Below are 23,269 nucleotides of genomic sequence, written 5' to 3'. Positions count from 1 at the left end.
GCGCCGGCCAACCTAGGCGGCCGGGCGCGGCGGCGGGTCCGGCGGGTCACGCCGCGAAGGGCAGCGCCACCGTCGCCGCCCGGTCCTGGCCGGCTTGGAGCATCGCCTGGCCGGTGTAGAGCGCGGCGGCCGCCGCGACCGCGGCGAGCAGGACGAAGCCGATGGCGTAACTGTGGGTCCAGCCGTAGACCGCGCCCATCACCAGCGGAGGGAGGAAGCCCCCGAGCCCGCCGGCGGCGCCGACCACCCCGGTGACCGCGCCCACCTTGTCGGCGGGCGTGACCTTGGCGACCAGGGCGAAGCACGCGCCGGCCGCGGCGCCCAGCCCGGCGGCCATGGCCAAGAAGCACGCGGTGGCGCCGGGGACCAGGGCCAGGTGGGTGGCGACCACCAGGGCCAGGGCGGCCACCGCCGCGAAGCTGGCGATGAGCACCGGGATCGGGTGGAACCGGTCGGAGAGCCATCCGCCGACGGGGCGCATGACCACCGCGACCAGTACGAACCCCGCAGCGCGGTCAGAGGCGGATCCCGGCGACAGGCCGTAGGAGGTCTTCAACAACGTCGGCAGGTAGACGCTGAAGGCCACGAAGCCGCCGAAGCCGACCGAGTAGAGAAACGACAGCTGCACCGTGACCCTGAGCCGCATGGCGGAGGCGGTGCGGGCCCACATCCCTGCGGTGACCGGGGTCCGCCCGGGGGCGTCGCGGAGCAAAACGGCGGAGAGGATCGCGTAGGCGGCGAGGGCCGCGGCGGCGAGGTAGAAGGGGAACGCCCGGCCGTGGTGGTCGGCCAGCTTGACGGTGCTGAGCGCGGAGATGGCGGTGCCGCCCATCCCGATCCCGAAGATCCCGAGCGCCAGGCCGCGCTTGGCGGCGCCGAACCAGGCGTTGACCATCGGGATGCCGATGGCGAACACCGTCCCGGCCAGCCCGAGGAAGAAGCCGGCGGCGACCACCTTGACGTAGCTGTCACCCGAGGAGCCGATGAACACGACAGGGGCGATGGTCAAGGCGGTGATGAGGGGGAACATGATCCGCGCCCCGAAGCGGTCGGTGAGCGCCCCGACGGGGATCCGGCCGAGCGAGCCGACCAGGACCGGGATGGCGACGAGGAACGCCTGCTCGAAGGAGCTGAGATGGAACGACTTGCGGTAGGTGGCTCCGAGCGGGCTGAGGAGGGCCCACGCCCAGAAGTTGACGGTGAACCCGACGGTGGCCAACGCCAGCATCACTGCGGCGGTCGAGGCCTTGACTTGGGGGGCGGGTGAGGGGGTCATCGTTCCTTCTTCTCGAATGCGGTCATGGGAATATTCCTCGTATCGATTGTTTTTAACATGGTCATGAGCCATACTTCAAGGGTGGCTGGCCGTGGCGTAGGGCACATCTCTGATTCGGTGACCCGCAAAGCGCTGGCCGCTGACAGCCGGGTGGAGCTCCTAGAGGCCCTCTCGGCGGCCGCCAGGCCGCTCGACGCGGCTGAGGCAGGCCAGCTGGTGGGTCTGCACCGCAACACCGCCCGGGTCCACCTCGAGCAGCTGACCGACGCCGGCCTGGTCGAGAGGGCCAGTGAGGACCGGACCCAGCCGGGCCGGCCGCGGGTGTTGTACTCGAGGGTGACGACCGCTGGCGGGCCTACGCCACCCGACAGCGTCGAGGCTCAAGACGACGCCGACTACCGGGAGCTGGCCCGGGTCCTGGCGGCGCAGCTGGCCAGCGCGCCGGACCCCGCAGCGGAAGCGGAGCGGGCCGGCCGGCGCTGGAGCGCGGCGGTCAGCGGCGCCGGGCTCCCCGTGGGCGGGGTCGACGCGGCCCAAGCGGTCGACGCGGTAACCGGGATCATGGAGCGCCTGGGTTTCTCGCCTGTCGCCGACGACAAGCGGATCCTGTTGCGACGCTGCCCGTTCGCGGAGCTGGCCCGCGAGCAGCGCGCGGTGGTCTGCGGCGTTCATCTCGGGATGCTCCGACAGACCTTCCAGGCCCTCGGCGCACCGGTAGCGGTGGCCGGTCTGGATCCCCTGGTGCAGTCCGACCCGCTGCTGTGCGTGGTCCACCTGACCGACACTCCCGACCCGACCGTGAACACCAACTGAAAGAAGGCACCCCCATGCCGGTCCCCGCCGACACATCCCTCGAGCAGCTGATCCTGGCCAACCCCGCACTGGCCACCACCCTCGACCGGCTCGGTCTGGACTTCTGCTGCCACGGCGAAGCCACGCTGGCTGAGGCCTGCTCGGCCGCCGGCGTCCCGCTGGCCGAGGCCACCGCGGCGCTGGAGACGACCGTGACCGCCCCGAGCGCAGACTGGGCGGGCTACGGACCCTCGCAGCTGGCCCGCCACATCCAGGCCGTCCACCACGACTACCTCCAAAGCGAGCTGCCCGAGCTGGTCGCCCTGGCGGCCAAGGTCGCCGGGGTCCACGCCGGCCGCCACCCCGAGCTGGTCGAGGTCGACCGGCTCGTCACCGCCCTGAGCGACGACCTGCTCCCGCACATGGCGAAGGAGGACCGGGTGTTGTTCCCTGCCATCGAGGCGCTCGCAGCGGGGCCTGCGACTTTCGGGTTCGGGACGATCGCCAACCCGATCGCGGTCATGACCGCCGAGCACGAGACCGTCGGAGAGCTGCTCGGCGAGCTGCGGGGCCGCACCGGCGGGTACCAGGTCCCCGAGGACGGCTGCGCCAGCTACCGGCTGCTCTACCAGCGCCTCGCCCACCTGGAGGCTGACACCCACCTCCACGTGCTCAAGGAAAACTCGGTGCTGTTCCCCGCGGCCCGGGACCTCGAGGCCTCCTCGGTCGGCGCTACCGCCACACGCTGAGCGGGCTGCGGGAACCGCCTGGCTCAACGGCCGGCGGGCGCGGCCGCGGCGTGGCGCAGCCGTTCGTGGGCGGCGATGACCTCGGCCCAGCCGTGGTCGTCGATCATCATCCGGCTGGCCGGGAACAGGTCGTACTCCTCGAGGCTGATGTGCTCGGCCAGGGCGTCGAGGCCGGCCAGCACCCGCCCGTCCCACCCTGCGCCGTCCGGGTCCACCCCCAACAGATCGGCGCGCGCCGAGGCGTGGTCGGCCATCAGCGTGCTCAGGTACCACGCGAACCCGTCCCGGGCGGCCAGCTGGGCGAAGATCCCCGCCTCCTCTCGCTGGAGGTGGGGGGCCAGCGCGGCTTGCAGCTGGCGCAACTCCGCCCCGGCCGCCGCATGATCGCCGTCGCCGATGGCTCTGCGCACCCGGGCTGCGATGACGCCGATGGCGTCGTGCTCCTCCGACAGCTCCCGGATGGGGGCCACGTCCCGACAGTCGCAGTAGTCGCACATGGCCAAGAGCATCGGCGCCCGGAGGCGGCGCGCCCCAGAGGCGAAGGTCCTTTCGTGGTCCGCGTTCGCGAGGGCTAGGGGTGGGCTACCCCGCCGGGCGTACCGCTCGACTGGCCGGCGCCATTACCGCTCCCCGACCAGCTGCGCCCGTTCCCCGCCGCGCTGCTACCACTAGCCGCTGCGCCAGCGCCTGGGACGGCGGTCGGAGAGGACGGGGCGACCGTAGGCGATCCATGACTCACCGGAGCGCCGGCGGACGCAGGAGCACCGGCCGACGCGGGTGGGCCGGCGGACGCAGGAGCGCCAGCGGACGCAGGAGCGCCAGCGGACGCAGGAGCGCCGGCCGACGCGGGTGGGCCAGCGGACGCAGGTGGGCCGACGGGGGGCGCGTCGGGCCGGTTGCCGGGAGCGCCGTCGGTGGCCCCGGGCGTCACAGGGTGGGTCGGGTGGCCACCGCTGGATGACTGCGACGGGGTCGTCGGCTGCGCGCCACGGGAGGACCGCTCAGAGCTCGCCGGGACGCCTGGAGACGCTTCCTCCGAGCGGCCGGCGCCCGACGCAGAGCCCGGTTGCGTCGCCGGGCCGTCGGAGCTGCTCTGCCCGAGCGGCGAAGCGTGCCCGTCTCCGCCTTGGCCGGGCGAGCTTGTCGCCGCGACGGAGCGGGCTACGGTCGGCGCCAGCGACCCGGCGCCGGCGGTCGACGCCAGCGACCCGGCGCCGGCGGTCGGCGCCGCGCCGCCCGCCACCTCTGCGTTGATCCGGGCGTCGAGGCTGATCTGCTGGCCGCGGACCGCGCCGGTCGTGACCGCCGGAGCTGGATGGCCGCTGGAGGTGTGAGCGGCCGCCGGCGCTGTGGCGGACACCTCGACCACCGGTCCGAGGGTGCCGACCGCGGCGGGAACCACGGAGTGGATGGCGCTGGCCAACACGATGGTCCGCCCCACTCCGGCGATCGTGGTGCCGATGGTCGCCGGCATCCCCGCCGGCGCGGTCCAGCCGAGCAGCGGCAGCTGCGCCAACCAGGTCATCGGGCCCATTGCGGCTCGGAGCCGGCCTACCGACAAGGTGAGCAGGGCCCGTACGACGTCGGGGTCGAAGTGGGAGCCGGCGCAGCGGGTCAGCTCCCGGCGGGCCTCCGCAGCCGACATCGGCTTCTTGTAGGAACGGGTGGCGGTCATCACTTCGAACGCGTCGGCCACCGCGACGATCCGCCCGGCGACGCTGATGTCAGCGCGGGCCAGTCCCAGGGGGTAGCCGGCTCCGTCCCACCGCTCGTGATGCTCCCACGCCGCGGAGGCCCACTCGCCGAGCCACGGCGCCAGCGGCGACAGGATCTCCTTGCCCGCCATGGGATGGCCGCGCAGCACCGTCCACTCGTCGGCGCTCGGCTTCCCGGCCTTGTTGAGGATCTGGGTCGGGACGCCGAGCTTGCCGATGTCGTGCAGCAACGCCCCCCAGTGCAGCTTGGACCGGTCATCGGGGCTGAGGCCGAGCTCCTCGCCGAGCATGTCGGCGTACACCCGGACGCGCTCCGAGTGGCCCCGGGTGCGGCGGTCATGGACCCGCAGGGCGGTGGCCAGCTCGACGATGCGAAGCGCGGCCTCGTCGAGCGTCTCGCCCGGCCGCCCGCCGGCTCGGGCCTGCTCCAAGCGGTCCTGGATCTGGCGGGCGGACCCCATCCGCATCGCGGAACGAAACCGCGACGGCGCCCGATCGGGGAAGACCAAGCTCAGCTTGAGGAGAACGGCGAGAGGCAGCAGGCGCCGCAGCTGGCGGTCCACCACGACGAGCAGCAAGGTCGACAGCAAGAGGAGCACCGCCAGCCACGCCAGACGCGGCCCCAGCCCGGAAGGCGCGGGCACGACATGGCTGGCCACCGCCCCTACGGCCACCGCGACACCGGCAGGCACGAGGACGATCGCGGCCCTCAACAACAGCGACAGGACCGAGTGGGAAGCCCACCGGCTGGTCTGGTTGTCGATGTCCATATCCCCTGCTCCGCTCCGTGGTGTGGGTAGGCGCGTCCATCCGCCACGGCACAGCTTGCACCCTCGAGGGGGCAGGCGCCACCAAGGCGTTCGCATTACGCGGCGATTGCGCGTTTGGCGACGCTGCCAGACGGTTCCCGGCGCGGCGCGTACGGGTCCGCCGAGCGCCAAGCCGGGGACCGTTCCCCTACCGCAGGTACTGCTCGATGGCGGCGCCGACCGACTCGATCAGCTCATCGTCGGTGGCTCTGATCAGGTGCTCGGCTCGCACCACGTAGCGGAGCATGGCGATGCCGATCAGCTGAGACACGATGAGCGAGGCGCGAAGCTGGGCGTCGGGTCCCCCGGCGAGCGCGCTGAGCGACGTCAGCGCCTCTTGGACCAGCAGCGTCCGCAGCATGTTCGCGGCGTGGTCGCTGGAGACCGCCGAGCGGACCAAGCCCATGATGACGTCCCGGGCGTCGGGCCGCCCCAGCATCGACAGGTAGCGGCCGACGATGCGATCGGCGGTCTCCCGCCGGCCCAGCCCCTCGAGCCCGGCGAACAGCTCGCCGGGACGGATCGTGTCGTCGAGGGCGGCGCGGAACACCCCTTGTTTGGTGCCGAAGTAGTGGACCAGGAGGCCGGGATCCACGTCCGCGCCCGCCGCGATGCTGCGCAGTGAGGTGGCCTCGTAGCCTCGCGCCCCGAAGGCCCGCCGGGCCACCGCCACGATATGGGCCCGGGTCTCGGGGGACCCGGGGCGCCGTCCTGAGCGAGTCATCGTCGCGGCCGGTTGGTGACGATGTCGACGAAGGCCTCCTCCAGGTTGGCGGCCACCACCGCCGCGTCGCCTCGGATGTGATGGCGCTCCAGCAGGTGCCGGATCCCTTCCGGGGTGCCCGGTACCCGCAGCCGGCCGTCGCGTGCTTGGACGGTGAGGCCTTCGCCGTCCAACACGGCGAACGCCCGTCTCCAGTCGTCGCAGTCGACCTGGGCCACCGTGCGTTGCCCGATCACCTCGGCCACCGTGCCGGACGCGACCACCCGTCCCGCCGCCATCACGACCAACCGGTCGCAGTGCTCCGCTTCCTCCATGCTGTGCGTGGTGATCACCACCCCGGTGCCTCGTTGGGCGCTGGAGTGGATGTCCTCCCACAACCGCGAGCCAGACAGCGGGCCGACCCCCGACGTCGGCTCGTCGAGGACGAGGAGTTCGGGGTCGTGGGAGAATGCCACCGCGAACGCCACCCGTCGCTGCACCCCGAGCGACAGGCGCCCCACCGGCTCGTGGCGCCAGCCGGCCAGGCTGTCGGGAAGGGCCAAGCCCCCGATCCCGAAGGCCGACGCGACGAACGACCAGTTCTCGTCGACGGTCAGGTCGGCGTAGAGCCCGAGGGTTTGGGGCACGTACCCCAGCCGACGGCGGCCGGCCCGCGACGGCGGCCGGCCGAAGAGCGACACCGATCCGCTCGACGGTGGGAGCAGGCCGAGCAGCATCCGAATTAGGGTGGTCTTGCCCGCGCCGTTGGCCCCGAGCAATCCGACGACCTCGCTGGCGCCGACCTCCAGGTCGACGCCGTCGACGGCTGTGACCTCCCCGAAGCGGATGGTGGCCGATCGGGCCCCTACCAGAGCGACTTGACCGCCCCCTCGGGGGCAATCGGCGCTGCGGTCCCGGCCAGGAGCGTGCCCCGACCGGGGAACCGCGGCGAGGACCTCGGAGGGTGAGCCGGTGGCGATCGTCCTGCCGTCCTCCATAAGAAGGACCCTCGAGGCGCGAGTGACCTCGTCGAGGTAGGTGGTGGCGGCCACCACCCCGGCGCCCTGCGCGGCCGCCCCGGCGATGAGCCGCCACAGCTCCGAACGGCTGACCGGGTCGACGCCGGTCGTCGGCTCGTCGAGGACCAGCAGGGCGGGGCGGTGCAGCAGGGCCATCGCCACGGCCAGCTTGCGCTGCATGCCACCCGAGAGCCGGCCGGCGAGGCGGCCGCGGGCATCGGCGAGGCCGATCCGCTCGATTAGCTCCTCGGAGCGGGCCCGGTACTCCTCGGCTCCCACGCGGTACGCCCGTCCGGCGAAAGCCAGGTTCTCCTGCACCGTCAGGTCGACATAGAGCCCGGCGGTCGCCGGGACGTAACCGATGCGCGCCTTGGCCGGGCGCGATGCGCGACCAGCGGAGAGGCGGACCAACCCGACCATCGCCCGTAGCAGCGTGGATTTCCCCGCCCCGTCGCCCCCGACGACGACGGTGACCGAGCCAGGGGCGACATCGAGGTACACCCCGTCGAGCGCGACCCTCCGGCCGAAGGTCACCGTGGCGCCTTCCACTCCCCACGTCATCGCTGCCCTCCTTCGCTCATCGCGGCGCGGCCGAGGGTTGCGGACCGTCGATCGAGCCCCGCCTGGCGCTCGGGGCGAGGTCCCGCCGGAACCGCAGGACCGCCAGGCCGAGGACCGCGATGGCCATGCCGAGCAGCACGACGATCGGTATCCACAGCGCGACGAGCGGCTCGGCCTTCAGCATCACGCCGCGGCTGACCTCCACGAAGTACGTGAGGGGGAGGGCGTGGGCGATCCATTGAACCCCGACCGCCATGGCACCCACCGGGAAGATCAGCCCGGAAAGGAGGATCTGGGGAACGACGAACATGAGCGCCAGCTGGATGGCCTGGCCCTGGTTCTGCGAGACGGTGGAGATGAGCACTCCCATGCCCAACGCGACGAGGAGGAACAGCACGGCCCCGAGCGCGAAGGTGGCCACGCTGCCGACGAAGGGCACGCCGAAGAGGCCTATCCCCACCGCCACGATGGCGATCAGATCGATCGACGCGAGGAGGAGGTACGGCAAGATTTTGCCGGCGATCACGTCCCAGGGTCGAAACGGCATCACCGCGAGCTGTTCGATGGTGCCGGCCTGTCGCTCCCGGACGATCCCCAGGCTGGTGATGAGGGTGCCGATGAACAGCAAGATCAGCCCGGTCAGCCCGGGGATCATGATCCATGACGTTTTGAGGCTCTGGTTGTAGAGCACCCGCACGGTGGCGGCCGGTCTCGCCGCGCCGGGGGGAGCGCCCGCCTGGGCGCTGCGGGCGAGGGCCGCCCGGGCCGCTTGGACCGCGAACAGCTGCGTGCCGTCCATCAGCACCTCCGTCGAAGCCCGTCCTGCGAGCACCCCGACCGCTGCGTTCCCGTCGCGCAGCTGGTGCTCGAGGGTCACCCTCGTACCCCCGGGGTCGACCGCGGTCACGTCGAAGGGGGCGTGGAGCTGCGCAGCGACCTCGGCCGCGTGCGGGCCGGCGACGGCGGTCCGCACGTTCGACACGTCGAAGTTGGCGGCGTAACCAAAGACGACCAGCAACACGACCGGGAGCGCCACCAACAGGCCGAGCGTTCGCCTGTCGCGTAGCAACTGGCGGAACTCCTTGACGACCATCGCCCGCATGCGGATCTCCTCACGGCCCGGTTTCCGAACGGCCCGGCATCCACTGAACTCTACATCTGTTGAAATAGCCGCGGGTGGAAGGGGGACGGTCGGGGTTCGGCGGCTGACTGACACAACGTCAGCTTCCCTTGCCATACCGTCACTACTCCTTGACACTTCGTCAGGCGTTGTTTACAGTTGGTCCGCGCTCACCAAGGAGCCCAGGGGAGGACATCCATGCGGCCGTCAAGCAGCCGGTTTCAGGTCAGGAAGATCCACGGCGCGGTGGCGACCGTGCTGGTCGGCGCACTGCTCGCCGGCTGCTCCAGCGGGAGCAAGGCGCCCTCGGCCACCCCGTCGAGCGCCACCCCGTCGAGCGCCGGCCCGGCGGCCGCTGGCGCCGGGCCGTCGCCGACCACCGTCAAGATCGGGATCTTCCCGGGGAACACCAGCAGCAGCATCTGGGTCATCGCCGACCAGAAGGGCTTCTTCGCGCAGCACGGGGTGAAGGCCGACTTCATAGATTTCACCACCGGCCCGGCTCTGGCGGCGGCGGTGGTCTCGGGCAGCGTCGACGTCGCCTACGGCGCCTCGTCGGTCAGCTTCGCGGTGGCCAGGCAGTCCTCCAACCTGGAGGTGCTCGGTGATTTCGTCCAGTACATCGCCTATCCCGTCGTGGTGGCCAAGGCCAAGGCGACCAGCTCCGCCGACGCCGGCTTCCCGGCGAACGTGAAGTCCCTCAAGGGGCTCAAGATCGGGGTGACCGCGCTCGGCGGTATCGTCAACAAGTACATGGACGCGGTCCTGCAGTCGGCGGGGGTCTCGCCCGACTCCGTGACCTACATCGCCACCGGCACCGTGACCTCGGCCATCCTCGCGTTGAAAAACGGCAAGGTCGACGCGCTGGTGGCCAACCCTCCCCAGACGATCCAGCAGGCTGGCGTAGACGCGGTCGAGGTGGTCAACCCCGACATGAAAGGCAACGCCGGACCGGCCGCCGACAACGCCCTCGGCGAGCTGGACACCACGTCGCGGTCGTTCATGCAGGCGCACGCCGCGACCCTCAACAACTACTGCAAAGCGATGAGGCAGGCGGTGTCGTGGACCGAGGACCCCGCGAACCTCGACGCGGCTTCTCAGATCGTGGCCAAGCAGCTGTCGATCCCGGTACCGGAGGCGCAAAGCGAGCTGAAAGACGCTCTCCCCACCTACTCGAGCGCGCTGCCCGAATCGGTGTGGGGCGCCCAGCCGTCGTGGCTGACCGGCGGTACCACACCGGCGTACAGCACTACCGTGGACGCGTCCTGTGGTCAGTGAGGCAACCGCGGTGCAAGCCGCGGCACCGCCCGTGAGGGACCCGGCGTCGATGGGCCGCGCGCCGCGGCGGTGGGTGACCCGCTCGAAGGTGGTGCTGCGCCTCTGGCAGCTCGTGGTGCTCGCGGCTCTGGTCGGGATATGGCAGCTGGTCATCTCGACGCGTCTGGTCGACCCGATCATCGGCAAGTCCCCCTCCCAGGTGCTGTCGTTCCTCGACCGATCGGCCTCTTCGGGGCAGCTGTGGCGGAGCACCGCGGCGACCATGGAGGCGGTGGTCGTGGCGTTCGGGCTGGCGTCGGTGGTCGGCGTGGCGATCGGGATCACCCTCGGATTGCTGCGGGGCGTCGAGCGGGTCGTTACACCTTCCTTCGACGCGGCCAACGCGATGCCCCGCATCGCACTCGCACCGGTGTTCATCGTCTGGTTGGGCATCGGGATCGGAGCCAAGGTCGCCCTCGCCTTCAGCATCGTGGTTTTCATCGTGGTGGCCGCCGCGCAGGCCGGGGTGCGCAGCGCCGACCCGGAGGTGCTCCGGATGTCAGCGGTCTTCGGCATCACCAAACCGCAGCTGTTTTACAAGGTTCTGCTGCCCGCGTCGGTCCCGGCGATCTTCTCCGGTCTGCGTCTCGGGCTGGTGTACGCCCTGCTCGGCGTGGTGGGCTCCGAGATCATCGCCTCCCAGATCGGTCTGGGGCAGCTGATCACCTTGTACTCGAACAACTACCAGATGGACGCGGTCTACGGGATTCTTCTGGTCCTGGCGGTCATCGCCAGCGTGTTGAACATGATCATGGCGACCGCCGAACGTTGGCTGCTGCGCTGGCGCCCCGACGATGTCTGAGCCGCTGACGATGCGTTCGGGCCCCGATAAGCACCTCCCCGACGCCTCCGCGCCGGCCGCGGCCGGGCCCGCGGTGGCCTTCGAGGGCCTGTCGGTGACCTTCACCCACCCCGACGGTGGCCGCCACGAAGTACTGCGTGACCTCTCATTGGAGGTCCCGCGGGGCCAGTTCATCGCGCTGGTCGGTCGATCGGGTGGCGGCAAGACCACGATCCTCAACGTGTTGACCGGGCTGCTGGCACCGACGGCGGGGCGGGTGTCGGTGCTCGGCATGCCCCCCGCCGAGGCCCGAGCCTCCATCGGGTTCGTTCCCGCTCGCGACGCCCTGCTCCCGTGGCGAAACGCGGCGCGCAACGTCGAGTACGGGATGGAGCTGCGGGGCGTCGAGCGCGATGAGCGTCGACGCCGGGCCCAGCACTACCTCCACCTGGTGGGGTTGGAGGACGCCGCGAGCAGGTGGCCGTGGCAGCTGTCGCAGGGGATGCGCCAGCGGGTGGCACTGGTGCGGGCGTGGGCCGTCGAACCGGAGCTGCTGCTCATGGACGAGCCCTTCGCGGCGCTCGACGCCGACACCCGCCAGAGCGTCCGGCTGAAGTTCCGGGCCCTCCTGGCCGACGGCCCGGCCCGAAGCGTCATATTCGTCACCCATGACCTCGACGAGGCGGTACTCCTCGCCGACCGGGTGATCGTGCTGAGCGGCGGGAAGTTCGCGGCCGACACCCCCGTACCTCCCCGCGTCGGCGACGACGGCACCTCCGACGAGCTGACCGGGGATCATCTGGCGCTGCTCCGCGAGCTGCGCAACTCCCTCCGCGACGACCCGGCCCGGTGAATGGACCCACGATGATCGACAACACGGCGGGACCGGTCCTAGTCGAACGCTTCGGCGCGGTCGCCGAGGTCGTCCTCAACCGGCCCGCTCGCCGCAACGCTTTGACCGCCACCAGCATCGCCTCGCTGCGGGACGTCTTCTCCGCTCTGGCCGTCAGCGACGCCGGGGCGGTGCTTTTGCGCGGAGCCGAAGGCTTCTTCTGCTCCGGCCTGGACCTCGACGAGGTCGACCCCTCCACCCTGTCGCTGCCGGTGTGGGGGGCCGTGCACCAAGCCCTGTCGGACCTGGAGATCCCCGTCGTCGCCTGCCTGGAGGGAGGGGCCATCAACGCCGGAGCCGCCCTGGCGCTGGCGTCGGACCTGATCGTCGCCGGCGAGCACGCATACCTGCAGATGACCGAGGCCGCGATGGGTGTACCGATGCCCATGAACGCGGCGTGGCTGGCCTTGCGCTACCCGCCCGCCGTTGGGATGCAGCTGGCGTTGTCGTGCCGGCGGTTCAAGGGTCCCGACCTGCGCCGCCTCGGCATCGCGCTCGACGTGACAGCCGACGAGGAGGTCTTGGATCACGCCCGCCGGCTCGCGTCGGACATCGCCTCCTACCCAGCGTGGGCCGGTCGCTCCACCAAGCAAAGCCTCCGCCTGGCCAGAGGCGACGCCGGCGGGTTCGCGTCGGCGGTCGCGGCCGCGACCGGGTCTGGTGGCGAGCGCTCATGACCAGCGGGCCGCTTCAGGGTGTGCGGGTGGCGGACTTCGGGCAGTTCATCGCCGGTCCCGCCGTCGGGCAGATCCTCGCCGACATGGGCGCGGTGGTGGTGAAGGTCGAACCGGTCGGCGGCGAGGCGGCCCGCGACGCCGGGGCGCTCGGGGATGCCATGGTGGCGACCAACAACCGAGACAAGCTGGGTCTCGCAGTGGACCTCCGCCAGCCGGCGGGCCTCGAGGTCGGCCGGCGTCTGGTCGCCGCCAGCGACGTCGTGATCCAGAACATGCGCCCAGGAGCCATGGACCGCCTCGGGCTCGGGCCAGCGCAGTCCCTGGAGCTGAACCCTCGGGTGGTCTACCTGTCCATCACCGCGTTCGGGGCCGGCGCCGACCCGCGCCGGGCCGGCCTTGACATCGCGGCCCAGGCGGAGAGCGGGATGATGTCGGTCACCGGCGACGCCGACCGCGAGCCGCAACGGGTCGGGTTCGCGGTCGTCGACCAAGCCACCGCCTACGCCGGGGCGATGGCCGTGCTCGCCGCGCTCTACCGGCGCGACAAGCACGGCGAGGGCGGCCGCGGCACGGTCATCGACACGTCCCTGCTCGAGGTCGCGCTGCACATGCAGGGCTCTGCGTGGGTGCAGATGTTCGCCACCGGGTCCGAACCGGTCCGCAAGGGCAACGGCTACCCGAGCGCGGCGCCCGCTGCGGAGGTCATCACCCTCACCGGCGGCCAGATCGTCGTGTCGGCCTACACGCCGGCGCACTGGGCCCGGCTGTGCGAGGCGCTGGAGCGCCCGGAGATGGTGGCCGACCCCCGTTTCGCGACCAACGACGCCCGCATCGCCAACCGCGAGGCGATGCGCTGCTTCATCGCCGAAGCCCTCAACCCGCGGGGGCCGGCCGAAGCCGTCGAGTTTTTGAGCGGTCAAGGGATCGTCGCGGGAGCGATCCGCAGCTACCGCGAGGTCGTCGACGGTCCCGACGCCGCCCGCCTGGGGTCGTTCCCGAGCACCACAACGGAAAGCTCCGGCGGCTACCGATACCCGGCCCCGCCCTACCACTTCGGGGGATACGCCCGGCCGGAGTCACGCCCCGCGCCGGGCGTCGGCGAGCACACCCGGAGCGTGCTGGCGGATCTGGGCTACCCCCCCGACGACATCGGACGGCTGCTCGAGCAGGGGGCCGTCTCTGCCTGGTCGACTCCTGACACACCGTCAATGTAGGGTGGCTGGCGAACCTGCTCGCCGTACGGGAGGACCCCGATCTGCACCGATGGGAAGTTGACTGAGTGAACCCTGGTCGCTCAGCGGCCCGTTCGGACGCTCGAGTCACCGGGGAGCCCACCGATCGTTCCATCGAGCGTGCCGCGTTGCGCCTACTGACCGACGGCGGCCTGCTGGCCGGGTTCACCCTGCAGCAGGTGGGCGACGAGGCCGGCGTGGCCAAGGCGCTGGTGTACCACTACTTCCAGAACCGCCAGGCCCTGATGCGATCGGCCTTGCGGCACGGGGCCATAGAGCTGCAGACCACGTTCCGGGCCATCCCGTACTCGGTTTACCGCCGCCGGCTGAGCGTCCTGGCCAAAGCGACGCTCACCTACCCGGCGGCGGTGCAGCTCATGACGCTGCTGCTGATCGACCGCGATCCTCGCTTGCGCACGATGCCGCTCCTGGAGCAGACCATGAGCGACTTCCAGCGCGACGTACGAGAGGCGACGCTGCCGGCCGACACCGACATCGAGGCGCTGTTTGGGGTGCAGAACTCCCTGCTATACGGTTACGTGCTGTTCCGGGACGGGTTGGCCCGCCAGATGGACACCGACACCACGACGCTCGACACCCGTTTCCTGCGCCTGGTGGGGGGCATCGGGGGTCGCGCCGCTGCGCTCGAGTGGTCCACCCCGCCGGCTGAGATCCCCGCCTGTCCTCCCTCTCGGCGGTCGTCGCCCGACCCTTCGACGGCCGGGCTGCTCGAGCAGGCGGCGGTCGACCTGATCGACGAGGAGGGAATCCTGGCCGGGCTCAACCTGCGCAAGGTGGCCGAGCGGGCCGGGGTCCACCGAGGGTTGGTCTACCACCACTTCGGCTCGCGCCGGGAGCTGCTGCTGGCTGCGCTGCGCAGCCGCCTGGCCGAGAGCGGCGACCCGACGAGCAACGGGGGGGTCCCCGGCGACCTGCTGTTCTCGGCCGGCATCAACGACGGCGAACCGGCCCGGCTGATGGCGCTGCTGGCCCTCGACGGCGACGACTCCTACCAGCCGTTCGGTCGGGTGTCCCCCCGGTTCCGTCCCACCAACCGGCACATGGCCGGAGTGGCGTTGGCGCTCGGGCACACCATCTATCGACGTTCCTTCGCCGGGGAGCTGGGCGTCGAGATCGACGCCTGGGACCGGAGGGTGTTCGCGGCCTGGGCCCGCCTGGCCCCACCCTAAAGCGGCCGCCGTGACCGCCGCGCTCCCCCGCCGATGCTGGGGCTCGCGGCGGCCGGCGCGACGGGTCCGCTAATCCCGGCCCGCCCCGATCAACGGGCGCAAGGGGCAGTGACCCCGCCGTCGAGGTCCGGCCGGTTCGTGGTCGAAGGCCTCGGGCGGGTCGCCGCCAGCAGGCCCTCCAGCCGCAGGCGGATGGATCATCGCTGCTGGTCGACGTAGCCGGCGGGATCCTTGTCCTCGACGTGTAGGTGGCTGCCGTCGGGGTGCTCGCTTTTGAACGCGAGGAACGCGGCTCCGAGCTCGTCGCGACGGGTCCGTTCGGTCCCGGACCGCAGGTCGGCCAGCGCGCCGCGCTCCTCTTCGGCCATGTGATCGCTGTTTTGGTTCCGGGCCTCCTCGACCGCGGCCCACCAGGCGCCGGAGGCGATCTCCGCCCCGGCCGCGGCCGCCACTGCGTCGCGAATCTTGTTGTGGTCGTGGATGGCGTCGAGGGTTTCGTCTTCGCCGTCGTCGCCGTGCCTGACAAGGGTCGGGTAGAACACCTCCTCCTCGGCTGCGGCATGAAGGTCAAGGAACGGGCCGAGCTTCGACCAGACCCGCGCCAAGGCGGCCGGGTCGGACCGGCTCTGGTCCATCTCCGCGAAGCGCCGTCGAAGCGTCTCGTGGTCGTCCAGGATCAGATCGCAGATGTCGGGCACGGGACTCCTCTGAGGGTTGGGAGGGGAGGCAGGCGCCTCCCCTCCGTCTGGGGTACCCGCCCGACGACCCGACCAAGCCCGCCCCGTCCCCGGCTCGGCCTCCTAGCTCGCCCGCCGGCCATCCCGGTGGCCGGGCTCACCACGCCACGACGGCGCCGCGGTAGTCCAGGTAGTGCAAGCCGGCCCGGCCCCGTTGGGCGTCCACGGTCCTCACGAGGAGCGGGATGCTCTCGTCGACGGTGAGACGAGCGTCGGGGCCGCCGAGGTCGGTTCTGACCCAACCGGGAGCCATTAGCAGGAGGGTGCGCGCGTCATCGCGGTGGCGGGCTGCGTAGCTGCGCATCAGCTGGTTGAGAGCCGACTTGCTAGCCCGGTAGATCTCGAAGCCGCCGTTCCGGTTGTTGGCGACGCTGCCCTGACCCGAGGACATGACCGCGACGGTGCCGTCGGGGACGACGAGATCGCCGAGGGTTTCGATCACCCGCATGGGGCTCAGCGCGTTGGTGACCATCAGACGGGTGAACTCCTCGGTGGCCACGTCTGCGACGGTCTCCTCCGGCCGGTTGGCGACCCCGGCGTTTACGAAGAGCAAGTCGAAGCGGCGCGACCCGAGACGGTGGCGGAGCGACTCGACTTGCTCGGGGAGGTTGATGTCCACCTGCTCGACGGCGAGGAGGCCCCCGGAGGTCGCCTCGAGGTCGTGCAACCCGGTGCGGCCCGGTCCCCGCACGGTCGCGACCACCTGCGCGCCCTTGGCGACGTATTCCTTGGCGATGGCCAGCCCGAGACCTCGGGATGCGCCGATGAGGAGCACGGTGGCGTTGGTAGGCACCGAGATCACCGCCGCCGCCCGCCGCTCATCGGGGACGGCGCAGGCCGGCCATCGGGTGTGGTCGCCTCCACAAGTGCGGGCATCGCAGTTCCTTCCGGTCCGATTGCTCAACAGGTGTTGAGCAAATGTATCGACGAGTAAGGATTCACTCAACGCGCATAGAGTGAACTTGTGGCAGCGGATGGCGGGGCGGGGCCGGGGCAAAAGACGAGCCGGGCAACCCGTCGGGCCGCATCGCAGGTGCGGATCCTCGACGCGGCCCGCCAGGAGTTCGGCGACCGAGGCTTCGCGGCGACAACGGTGCGCGACATCGCCCGCCGGGCCGGGGTCGACCCGTCGCTGGTGCTGCAGCACTACGGATCGAAGGCGGCGCTGTTCACTGCCGCCATCCAGCTCCCAGCGGGCGAGCCGTCCGAAGCAGCCGAGCATCTGGCCGAAGTCCTCAAGGTTCGGGCCGGTCCGCTTCCCCCCGAGATGCGGGCGCTGGTCCGCTCCATGCTGACCGCGCCCGAGGCCTCCGACGCCCTCCGCGGCCACCTCGACGAGCGGATCGCCAACCTGGCCGCCGCGATCGGCGGCCCGGACGCCGAGCTGCGGGCCGCCGTCGCGGTGAGCAGCATCCTCGGCCTGACCGTGGCCCGCCACTTCCTCCGTCTGCGCTGCGTGTCGAGCGTGTCCGACGACGACCTCGTGCGGGTGGCCAGCCGAGCTCTCAGCGCCGGGCTGGCCGCGCTGCCGTCCCAGCCGAACCACTTTGAGGCCGAGTCCGAGGCACCCCAGCGCGACGACGGCGACGCGGGCTGAGCCGGCGCCATCCCAAGGCGGATGGTCGGGCACCAAGAGCCGCCGGCGGCGCTACCGGCGGTTCAAGGCGCTCATCGGGTCGCCGTCGAGCACGATGTCGCCGGCCGCCAGGTTCTCCCGGAGGTGCACGATCCGGCGGGTGCCTGGGATGAGAAGCGTATTTGCAGCGCGACCGAGCAACCACGCCAGCCCGACCTGAGCCGGGCTGACGCCGAGACGGAGCGCCGCGGCGACCACGTCGGGGTGCTCGACCACCTTGGGCCTGCCGGGGAATGCCCCGCCGAGAGGGAAGTACGGCACGAACGCCAGTTCGTGCTGGACGCAGGTCTCGAGCACTTCGTCGCTGCTGCGATCGACCACGCTGTAGGCGTTCTGCACGCAAACGATGCCCGCCGCCAGCGCGACGCGGACCTGCTCGGCGGAGACGTGACTCAGCCCGATCGCGGCAAGCTTGCCCTCCTCCCTGAGCGCGCTCAGCTCGGCTAGTTGATCCTCGAGCGGGACGCGCTGGTCGCCCTCGGCCAGCAGCCCGGGGCGGGTGTCCATCCGGCGAAGGTTGACGACGTCGAGTCTCTCGACCCCGAGCGACGCCAAGTTCGCCTCGACTTGGGCTCGCAACTCCGAAGGCCGCTGCGCGGCGCGCAGACCGACCGCTCCGGCGGGGTCCGGTGCCGCCCCCACCTTGGTCACGACCACCAGCTGCTCGGGGAAAGGCTGCAGCGCCGAGCGGATCAGCCTGTTGACCGCTCCCGCTCCGTAGAACTCGGCGGTGTCGAGGTGATCGACCCCCAGATCGACCGCGGCGCGCAGCAAGGCGACGCCCTCGTCCCCGGGACCGCTGTCAAGTTGCATTGCGCCGAAGCCGATGCGGGCGACGGGACGGCCGGCGAGACACCCGAGGGCGCCGGGGTGAGGGCGGGAAGCAGGCTCTTTCATCGAATCGGATCCTCTCGGGAGACGCAGACAGCAACTAAGCGGAGTACCCTCCGCTTATCGCCGACCCTACCACCGAAAACGGAGGCCCCTCCGCTTGATCTCCGAGGAAGTACCGCCCCAGCGCGCCGACGCCCGGCGCAACCGCGACCGCCTGCTGCGCGCCGCGGCGGCAGCGTTCGGCGCCGGCGACGAGCCGGCGTTGGAGGCCGTCGCCGCCGAGGCCGGCGTCGGGATCGGGACGCTGTACCGCCACTTCCCGAGCCGGGAGGCGCTCGTCGAGGCGGTCTATCGCAGCGAGCTGCATGCGCTCTGCGAGAAGGCGCAGGACCTCCTCGCGGCCCACGAACCGTCCGCGGCCCTGCGCCAGTGGATGGGGAACTACGCCGACTTCGTCACCACGAAACGCCACATGGCTGACACCCTCCGGGCGGTCTTCACCGCCGGGGCGATCCCCTCTGCCCTCACCCGAAACGCGGTCACCGGCGCGGTAGCGGCGATCCTCGCCGCGGGGGCCGAGGCGAAGTCCCTGCGGGCCGACGTCGATCCCGACGACGTCGTGACCGCCCTCCTCGGGGTGTTCCTCGCCACCGACGGACCGGCCGACCGCGCCCGCATCGACCGGCTGCTCGACCTCCTCGCCGCCGGCCTGCGGGCCTGAGCCCACTCCGGTGGCCCGGGCCGCTCGGAGCGGTCCGGGCCAACGCCTTTACGCCGTCCAGGCCTTGTCCGCTGCGGCGTGGCGCCGGGGTCGAGCGGGCTGAAGGTCGACGGCGGCGGCCGCCAGCCGCCGTATCGCGTCTTCGAGCTGCTGGGGCGGGAGGACGAAGGGGATCCGCACCCACCGGTCGTGGGTGCCGTGGACGGTGAAGCGCGGTCCGGGCGTGACCCGGACCCCGTGATGGCGGGCCTCGTCAGCCAGCCGACTGCTGGACCCCCCTCCGAGGTCGACCCACGCCGCGAGGCCGCCGGCGGGAGGGTCGGCGTGCCATGCGGGGCAGTGGACGGCCAGGGCGTCGAGCAGCACCTGCCGGCGGCCCGCCACGGTCGCGCGCCGCGCGGGCAGGACTTCGCTGCGCCGGCCGATCAGCCCGGCCGCGATCAGCTGTTCGAGGACCGGGGCCGAGAGGTCCTGCCCTGCCCGGGTGGCCGCCACGGCGTGGATCAACGGAGCCGGTCCCCGGATCCACCCGACCCTGAGACCCGCCCAGAAGGACTTGCTCATGGTTCCGATGGCGACCACCGTGGCTCCGGCCCGGCCCAGTAGCGCCGCTGGCGACGTGACCGGCGCGTCGTGGCGGAAGTCGAGCAGCGACTCGTCGACGGCTACCACAGTCGAGCTGTCGAACGACGCCAGCACCCGTTCGCGTTCGGCGTCGGGCGCCCACTGGCCGGTGGGGTTGTGACCGTCGAAGGTGAGGTGGGCCAGCACGGCGGGTCGGTCGGCCGCTTCGCCTGGGTGCCAGCCGGCGGCGTCCACGACCACGGGCCGGATCCGGGCCCGATGGGCGAGAGCGGCATCGATGACCCCGGGATAGGTCGGCTGCTCCATCGCCACGACCGCTCCCGGCCGGGCCACGGTCCGCAGCAGGAGGTCCCAGGCGTGCAGCGCGCCGGAGGTGATGAGCACTTCGTTGGCGCTGGTCGGCCATCCCCGTTCGCTGTAGCGGCGGGCGACAACCTCGCGCAGTTCGGCCAGCCCGGCGGGGGCCAGTCCGCTGCCGGCCAGGTACGCCGGCAGCGCGGCGGCGGCTGCGGCCGCCACTTCGGCCAGCAACGGCGGAGCCGGCATCGCTGCGATGGTGAGATCAAGCGGCGCCGAGGCGGCGTCCGCGGGAGCGTCGTCGGGGCGCCATCCAGAAGTGGTGTCGGGCAGCGCCGCGAAGGTCCCGGACCCCCGGCGGCTGATCAGGTAGCCCTCTCCCCGTAGCTGGTCGTAAGCAGCCGTCACCGTGGAGCGCGACAAGCCGAGCGACACAGCCAGCGAGCGCTCCGCCGGCAGCCGGTAACCGGGCAGCACCCTGCCCTCGACGATCGCCGAACGCAGCGCCGCGACCAGCCCGCCGGCGCGGGGCCCAGCGGCGATCCCCGGGGCCAGAACGTCGCGCAGTCTCGACCCGTCCACCAGGCCACGTTATCCCGATTGGCCTGCTGACGAGCAGGCCACGGCCTCCATAATGGGGCGGTGTCGTTGCCCGTCGCGTTGCCCGTCGCGCTGCCCCCCGGCCGCCGCCCCCACCGACTGGCCAGGCTGCTCGGCGGACTGACCCTCTACGGCATCAGCGACGGCTTCTTGTTGCGGGCCGGCCTGGGCGTCGACCCCTGGGACGTCTTGCACCAAGGCCTCAGCCGGTCGGTCGGCCTGCAGGTCGGCACCTGGACCATCATCGTCGGCGCCTTGGTGCTCCTGGTCTGGATCCCCCTTCGCCAGCGCCCTGGCCTCGGCACCGTGCTCAACGTGGTGCTGATAGGACTGGTCCTCAACGCCACGGTGGCCGCGGTGCCGGCCCTTTCAGCCCTGGCCGTGCGGGTACCGGTCCTGGTCGGGGCGGTCGCGCTCAACGCGGTCGCCACCGGACTGTACATAGGAGCGGGCCTGGGGCCCGGTCCCCGGGACGGCATCATGACCGGGCTCGCCGGGCGGGGGTATTCGGTGCGGATGGTGCGCGCCGGGATCGAGTTGACGGTACTTGCCGCCGGATGGCTGCTCGGGGGAAACGTGGGCGTCGGGACCGTCCTGTACGCGGTGGCCATCGGACCGATCGTGCACTTCACCCTGCCAGCGTTGGCGTGGGACCGCAGCGAGGCGCGCCGGCCCCCTGGGGGGCGCCTGCGGTCGCCGCTGCGAGCCAGAAGCTCACGGCTTCTCCGATGACCACCGTGGTCGACGGTGGCTCCGAGGTGACCGCCTGAGCTACGCCCTCGGGTGATCGGCCAACACATGGGAGCGCTGGCCTTCTCGGTCGAAGATCATGATCAACTCGGCTGGGTGGTCGACCGCGGTGATGGCGTGGGGCGTCATGGTGGCGAACTCGGCAGCCTCGCCTCTTTCCACCGTGATGGCCCGCTCGCCGAGCCAGAGCCGTATCCGTCCCTCGAGGACGAACAGCCAGTCGTGTCCCGGGTGAACGCGCTGGTCTGGGGCCCGCTCGCTTGGCTCCAGGCGCATCCGAGCCGCCAGCGTCGTTCCCGTCGGGCGGCTGAGCGCCCAGGTGGTGTGCTCACCGGAGCGGCACGGCGCCGGACGGATGACCACGTCGTCGTCGCCCGGCGCTGCGAGGAGCTCGTCGAGGTCGACTTGGAGGGCGCTGGCCAACGGCAGCAATACGTCCAGGCTGATCGTCCGCTTGCCGGTCTCGATCCGGCTGATGGTGGACGGGCTGAGGTGGGTGCGACCGGCTAGTTCATCTAGCGACATACCCAATGTGGTGCGCAGGGCCCGCAGCCGGCTCCGCACCACCGCCTCGATGTCACTTCCGTCAGCCACGATCCATCCTTGCGAATTCCGCAAGTTCCGTTGCGGTTTGGGAAGGCCACTGTACCGTACGGCCATGATCGATCCCCTGCCCCGCACCGTCGAACGCAACTGCGACGTGGCCATCGTCGGCGGATCGGCCGCCGGCCTGGCCGCCGGACTCCAGCTGGGCCGCCAACGCCGTTCGGTGATCATCATCGACAGCGGCGAGCCCCGCAACCTCCCGGCCAGCCACATGCACGGCTATCTGAGCCCTGAGGGCGCAGCGCCATCAGCGGTGACCGGCGCCGGGCGCGAGGAGGTCCGCAGCTACGGCGGCGAGGTCCTCGCCGGGCGGGTCGCCGCGGTGACCCGCGCCGGCGACGGCGACTTCCGCCTCGACCTGGTCGGGGGTCACACGATCATCGCCCGGCGGGTACTGGCCGCCACCGGCATCGTGGACCAGCTCCCTGACATCGAAGGCCTGGCCGAGCGGTGGGGACGCGAGGTCATCCACTGCCCGTTCTGCCACGGGTTCGAGGTCCGGGACCGGCGCGTCGCCCACATCGTCACCCACCCGGCGGGGCTCCACACCGCCGGACTGTTCCGCCAGCTGACCAGTCGCCTCACCGTCGTGCTCCACGACCGGCCGGAGGTCGACGGGCGCGACCTCGACGCGCTGCGCGCCGGAGGGGTGGCGGTCCGCCCCGGTCCGGTCCGCCGGATCGTGGCGTCGAGCACGGGCGGGGCCGCAGCAGTCGAGCTGGACGACGGAGAGATCCTCGACGTCGACGCCATCGCGGTGGGCCCGCGGTTCGCGGCGCGGGCCGAGCCCTTCGTGGCTCTCGGACTTCGACCCGAGCCGCACCCGAGCGGGCTGGGCGACTTCGTCGACACTGACGCGACCGGCGCGACCGCGGTCCCCGGCCTCTACGCCGCCGGCAACATCACCGATCCGAGCCACCAGGTGCTGCACGCCGCAGCTGACGGCAGCCGGGTGGGAGCCATGATCAGCTTCGACTTGGCCCGTGAAGATCTGCGGATGGCCGCTCGACCTTCGGCGAACCAGGCCGACTGGGATCGGCGCTACGGAGGCGGCCAGATGTGGAGTGGCGCTCCCAACGGGTCCTTCGTCAACCACGTGTCGTCGATGGCCCCCGGCCGCGCCCTCGACGTCGGCGCCGGGGAGGGGGGTGATGCGCTCTGGCTGGCGGAGCGGGGCTGGAAGGTGACCGCAAGCGACATCTCGATGCGGGCCCTCGACCGCATCCAAGCCGAAGCCGACCGTCGTGGCCTGCGCGTCGAATGCCACCAAAGCGACGCCAACGCCCTCGATCCCTTCGACTCCGCCGCCTACGACCTGGTCTCGGCCCAATACGCGTCCATTCCCCGCACGCCGGACCGCCGAGGAGTGCAAAACCTCATCGCTGCGGTGGCCCCCGGGGGGACGCTGCTCGTCGTCGGCCACGATCTCGAGCCGATGCGACAGCCGATCGACGCCCACTCGCAGAGCCAGGCGTTCGACCCCGACGCCTACTTGCGCACCGAGGACTTCGCGGCCGTCCTCGCCGACGATCCGGGATGGGAGGTAGTCGCCCACACCAAGCAGGCTCGCCCCGGGGGCGCGGCGTCGGCGTCACACCACGTCGACGATGTCACCTTGAGGGCTCGCCGGCTTCCGAGCTGAGCGGTCCGGGAACGATTCGAGCGACGAC

The 23,269-nt window shown here is 71.6% G+C and carries 24 protein-coding genes; 12 read left to right on the top strand and 12 right to left on the bottom strand.

Features of this window, described 5'->3' with window-relative positions; all coding sequences use genetic code 11:
• Window positions 1-46: 46 nt before the first annotated feature.
• Window positions 47-1,276: an MFS transporter gene (locus tag K6U06_RS12855; RefSeq protein WP_262322341.1), complete on the bottom strand. Its 1,230-nt coding sequence runs from the start codon at window positions 1,274-1,276 to the stop codon at window positions 47-49.
• Window positions 1,277-1,393: 117 nt separating this feature from the next.
• Here K6U06_RS12855 and K6U06_RS12850 point away from each other — a divergent pair, with 117 nt between their 5' ends.
• Window positions 1,394-2,089, top strand: coding sequence for a helix-turn-helix transcriptional regulator (locus K6U06_RS12850; protein WP_262322340.1), 696 nt, complete (start codon window positions 1,394-1,396; stop codon window positions 2,087-2,089).
• A gap of 14 nt (window positions 2,090-2,103) precedes the next feature.
• Entirely contained in the window at window positions 2,104-2,817 is a 714-nt protein-coding gene (locus K6U06_RS12845; protein WP_262322339.1) for a DUF542 domain-containing protein, read from the top strand.
• Between the two features lie 23 nt (window positions 2,818-2,840).
• On the opposite strand, the gene K6U06_RS12840 is transcribed toward K6U06_RS12845, so the two are convergent.
• The 6 genes from K6U06_RS12840 to K6U06_RS12815 form a co-directional block, all read right to left on the bottom strand.
• Window positions 2,841-3,287 (bottom strand): hemerythrin domain-containing protein, encoded by a 447-nt coding sequence (locus tag K6U06_RS12840; protein ID WP_262322338.1) that lies wholly within the window; start codon window positions 3,285-3,287, stop codon window positions 2,841-2,843.
• Between the two features lie 101 nt (window positions 3,288-3,388).
• Window positions 3,389-5,302 (bottom strand): HD-GYP domain-containing protein, encoded by a 1,914-nt coding sequence (locus K6U06_RS12835; RefSeq protein ID WP_262322337.1) that lies wholly within the window; start codon window positions 5,300-5,302, stop codon window positions 3,389-3,391.
• A 187-nt stretch (window positions 5,303-5,489) separates the two neighbouring features.
• A complete protein-coding gene (locus tag K6U06_RS12830; protein WP_262322336.1) occupies window positions 5,490-6,065 on the bottom strand; it encodes a TetR family transcriptional regulator in 576 nt (191 codons plus the stop codon).
• Entirely contained in the window at window positions 6,062-7,624 is a 1,563-nt protein-coding gene (locus K6U06_RS12825; RefSeq protein WP_262322335.1) for an ATP-binding cassette domain-containing protein, read from the bottom strand. Before K6U06_RS12825 ends, K6U06_RS12830 begins: the two co-directional genes overlap by 4 nt.
• A 16-nt stretch (window positions 7,625-7,640) precedes the next feature.
• The gene (locus K6U06_RS12820; RefSeq protein ID WP_262322334.1) at window positions 7,641-8,726 is read right to left on the bottom strand and encodes an ABC transporter permease; all 1,086 of its coding nucleotides are present in this window, start codon (window positions 8,724-8,726) and stop codon (window positions 7,641-7,643) included.
• 239 nt (window positions 8,727-8,965) lie between these two features.
• Window positions 8,966-9,226 (bottom strand): hypothetical protein, encoded by a 261-nt coding sequence (locus K6U06_RS12815; RefSeq protein ID WP_262322548.1) that lies wholly within the window; start codon window positions 9,224-9,226, stop codon window positions 8,966-8,968.
• Here K6U06_RS12815 and K6U06_RS12810 point away from each other — a divergent pair.
• From K6U06_RS12810 to K6U06_RS12785, 6 genes are all read left to right on the top strand, one after another.
• Window positions 9,132-10,022, top strand: a complete 891-nt coding sequence (locus K6U06_RS12810; protein WP_262322543.1) for an ABC transporter substrate-binding protein — start codon at window positions 9,132-9,134, stop codon at window positions 10,020-10,022. The genes K6U06_RS12815 and K6U06_RS12810 overlap by 95 nt on opposite strands.
• Window positions 10,012-10,863, top strand: a complete 852-nt coding sequence (locus K6U06_RS12805; protein WP_262322333.1) for an ABC transporter permease — start codon at window positions 10,012-10,014, stop codon at window positions 10,861-10,863. The genes K6U06_RS12810 and K6U06_RS12805 overlap by 11 nt, the downstream gene beginning before the upstream one ends.
• Entirely contained in the window at window positions 10,856-11,695 is an 840-nt protein-coding gene (locus K6U06_RS12800; protein ID WP_262322332.1) for an ABC transporter ATP-binding protein, read from the top strand. The genes K6U06_RS12805 and K6U06_RS12800 overlap by 8 nt, the downstream gene beginning before the upstream one ends.
• Before the next feature lie 11 nt (window positions 11,696-11,706).
• The gene (locus K6U06_RS12795) at window positions 11,707-12,411 is read left to right on the top strand and encodes an enoyl-CoA hydratase/isomerase family protein (RefSeq protein ID WP_262322331.1); all 705 of its coding nucleotides are present in this window, start codon (window positions 11,707-11,709) and stop codon (window positions 12,409-12,411) included.
• A complete protein-coding gene (locus K6U06_RS12790; protein ID WP_262322330.1) occupies window positions 12,408-13,625 on the top strand; it encodes a CaiB/BaiF CoA transferase family protein in 1,218 nt (405 codons plus the stop codon). Before K6U06_RS12795 ends, K6U06_RS12790 begins: the two co-directional genes overlap by 4 nt.
• Before the next feature lie 146 nt (window positions 13,626-13,771).
• Window positions 13,772-14,833 carry a TetR/AcrR family transcriptional regulator gene (locus K6U06_RS12785; protein ID WP_262322329.1) on the top strand — a complete coding sequence of 354 codons (1,062 nt, stop codon included), beginning with the start codon at window positions 13,772-13,774 and terminating at the stop codon, window positions 14,831-14,833.
• Between the two features lie 197 nt (window positions 14,834-15,030).
• On the opposite strand, the gene K6U06_RS12780 is transcribed toward K6U06_RS12785, so the two are convergent.
• Window positions 15,031-15,531: a hemerythrin domain-containing protein gene (locus K6U06_RS12780; RefSeq protein WP_262322328.1), complete on the bottom strand. Its 501-nt coding sequence runs from the start codon at window positions 15,529-15,531 to the stop codon at window positions 15,031-15,033.
• A gap of 136 nt (window positions 15,532-15,667) precedes the next feature.
• Window positions 15,668-16,363, bottom strand: coding sequence for an SDR family NAD(P)-dependent oxidoreductase (locus K6U06_RS12775; RefSeq protein WP_410051042.1), 696 nt, complete (start codon window positions 16,361-16,363; stop codon window positions 15,668-15,670).
• Window positions 16,364-16,534: 171 nt separating this feature from the next.
• Between K6U06_RS12775 and K6U06_RS12770 the strand changes: the two genes are divergently transcribed.
• Window positions 16,535-17,167: a TetR/AcrR family transcriptional regulator gene (locus tag K6U06_RS12770; protein WP_262322326.1), complete on the top strand. Its 633-nt coding sequence runs from the start codon at window positions 16,535-16,537 to the stop codon at window positions 17,165-17,167.
• A gap of 51 nt (window positions 17,168-17,218) precedes the next feature.
• Here the strand turns inward: K6U06_RS12770 and K6U06_RS12765 are convergent, their stop codons facing one another.
• Window positions 17,219-18,103 (bottom strand): aldo/keto reductase, encoded by an 885-nt coding sequence (locus K6U06_RS12765; protein WP_262322325.1) that lies wholly within the window; start codon window positions 18,101-18,103, stop codon window positions 17,219-17,221.
• A gap of 94 nt (window positions 18,104-18,197) precedes the next feature.
• On the opposite strand from K6U06_RS12765, the gene K6U06_RS12760 reads away from it, so the two are divergent.
• Window positions 18,198-18,761, top strand: coding sequence for a TetR/AcrR family transcriptional regulator (locus K6U06_RS12760; RefSeq protein ID WP_262322324.1), 564 nt, complete (start codon window positions 18,198-18,200; stop codon window positions 18,759-18,761).
• Between the two features lie 48 nt (window positions 18,762-18,809).
• Here the strand turns inward: K6U06_RS12760 and K6U06_RS12755 are convergent, their stop codons facing one another.
• Complete coding sequence (locus K6U06_RS12755; protein ID WP_262322323.1) at window positions 18,810-20,225, bottom strand: PLP-dependent aminotransferase family protein; 1,416 nt, start codon at window positions 20,223-20,225, stop codon at window positions 18,810-18,812.
• 60 nt (window positions 20,226-20,285) lie between these two features.
• On the opposite strand from K6U06_RS12755, the gene K6U06_RS12750 reads away from it, so the two are divergent.
• Entirely contained in the window at window positions 20,286-20,975 is a 690-nt protein-coding gene (locus K6U06_RS12750; RefSeq protein ID WP_262322322.1) for a YczE/YyaS/YitT family protein, read from the top strand.
• A 39-nt stretch (window positions 20,976-21,014) separates the two neighbouring features.
• Here the strand turns inward: K6U06_RS12750 and K6U06_RS12745 are convergent, their stop codons facing one another.
• Complete coding sequence (locus K6U06_RS12745; protein ID WP_262322321.1) at window positions 21,015-21,587, bottom strand: helix-turn-helix domain-containing protein; 573 nt, start codon at window positions 21,585-21,587, stop codon at window positions 21,015-21,017.
• A gap of 64 nt (window positions 21,588-21,651) precedes the next feature.
• Here K6U06_RS12745 and K6U06_RS12740 point away from each other — a divergent pair, with 64 nt between their 5' ends.
• Complete coding sequence (locus K6U06_RS12740) at window positions 21,652-23,241, top strand: bifunctional NAD(P)/FAD-dependent oxidoreductase/class I SAM-dependent methyltransferase (RefSeq protein WP_262322320.1); 1,590 nt, start codon at window positions 21,652-21,654, stop codon at window positions 23,239-23,241.
• Window positions 23,242-23,269: the final 28 nt, after the last annotated feature.

Origin of the sequence: Acidiferrimicrobium sp. IK (assembly GCF_025499425.1) — a bacterium.
In the GTDB taxonomy this organism is placed as follows: Bacteria; Actinomycetota; Acidimicrobiia; order Acidimicrobiales; family Palsa-688; genus Acidiferrimicrobium.
Note: the sequence above shows the minus strand (reverse complement) of the source record. Positions and strands in the feature narration are given on the sequence as shown.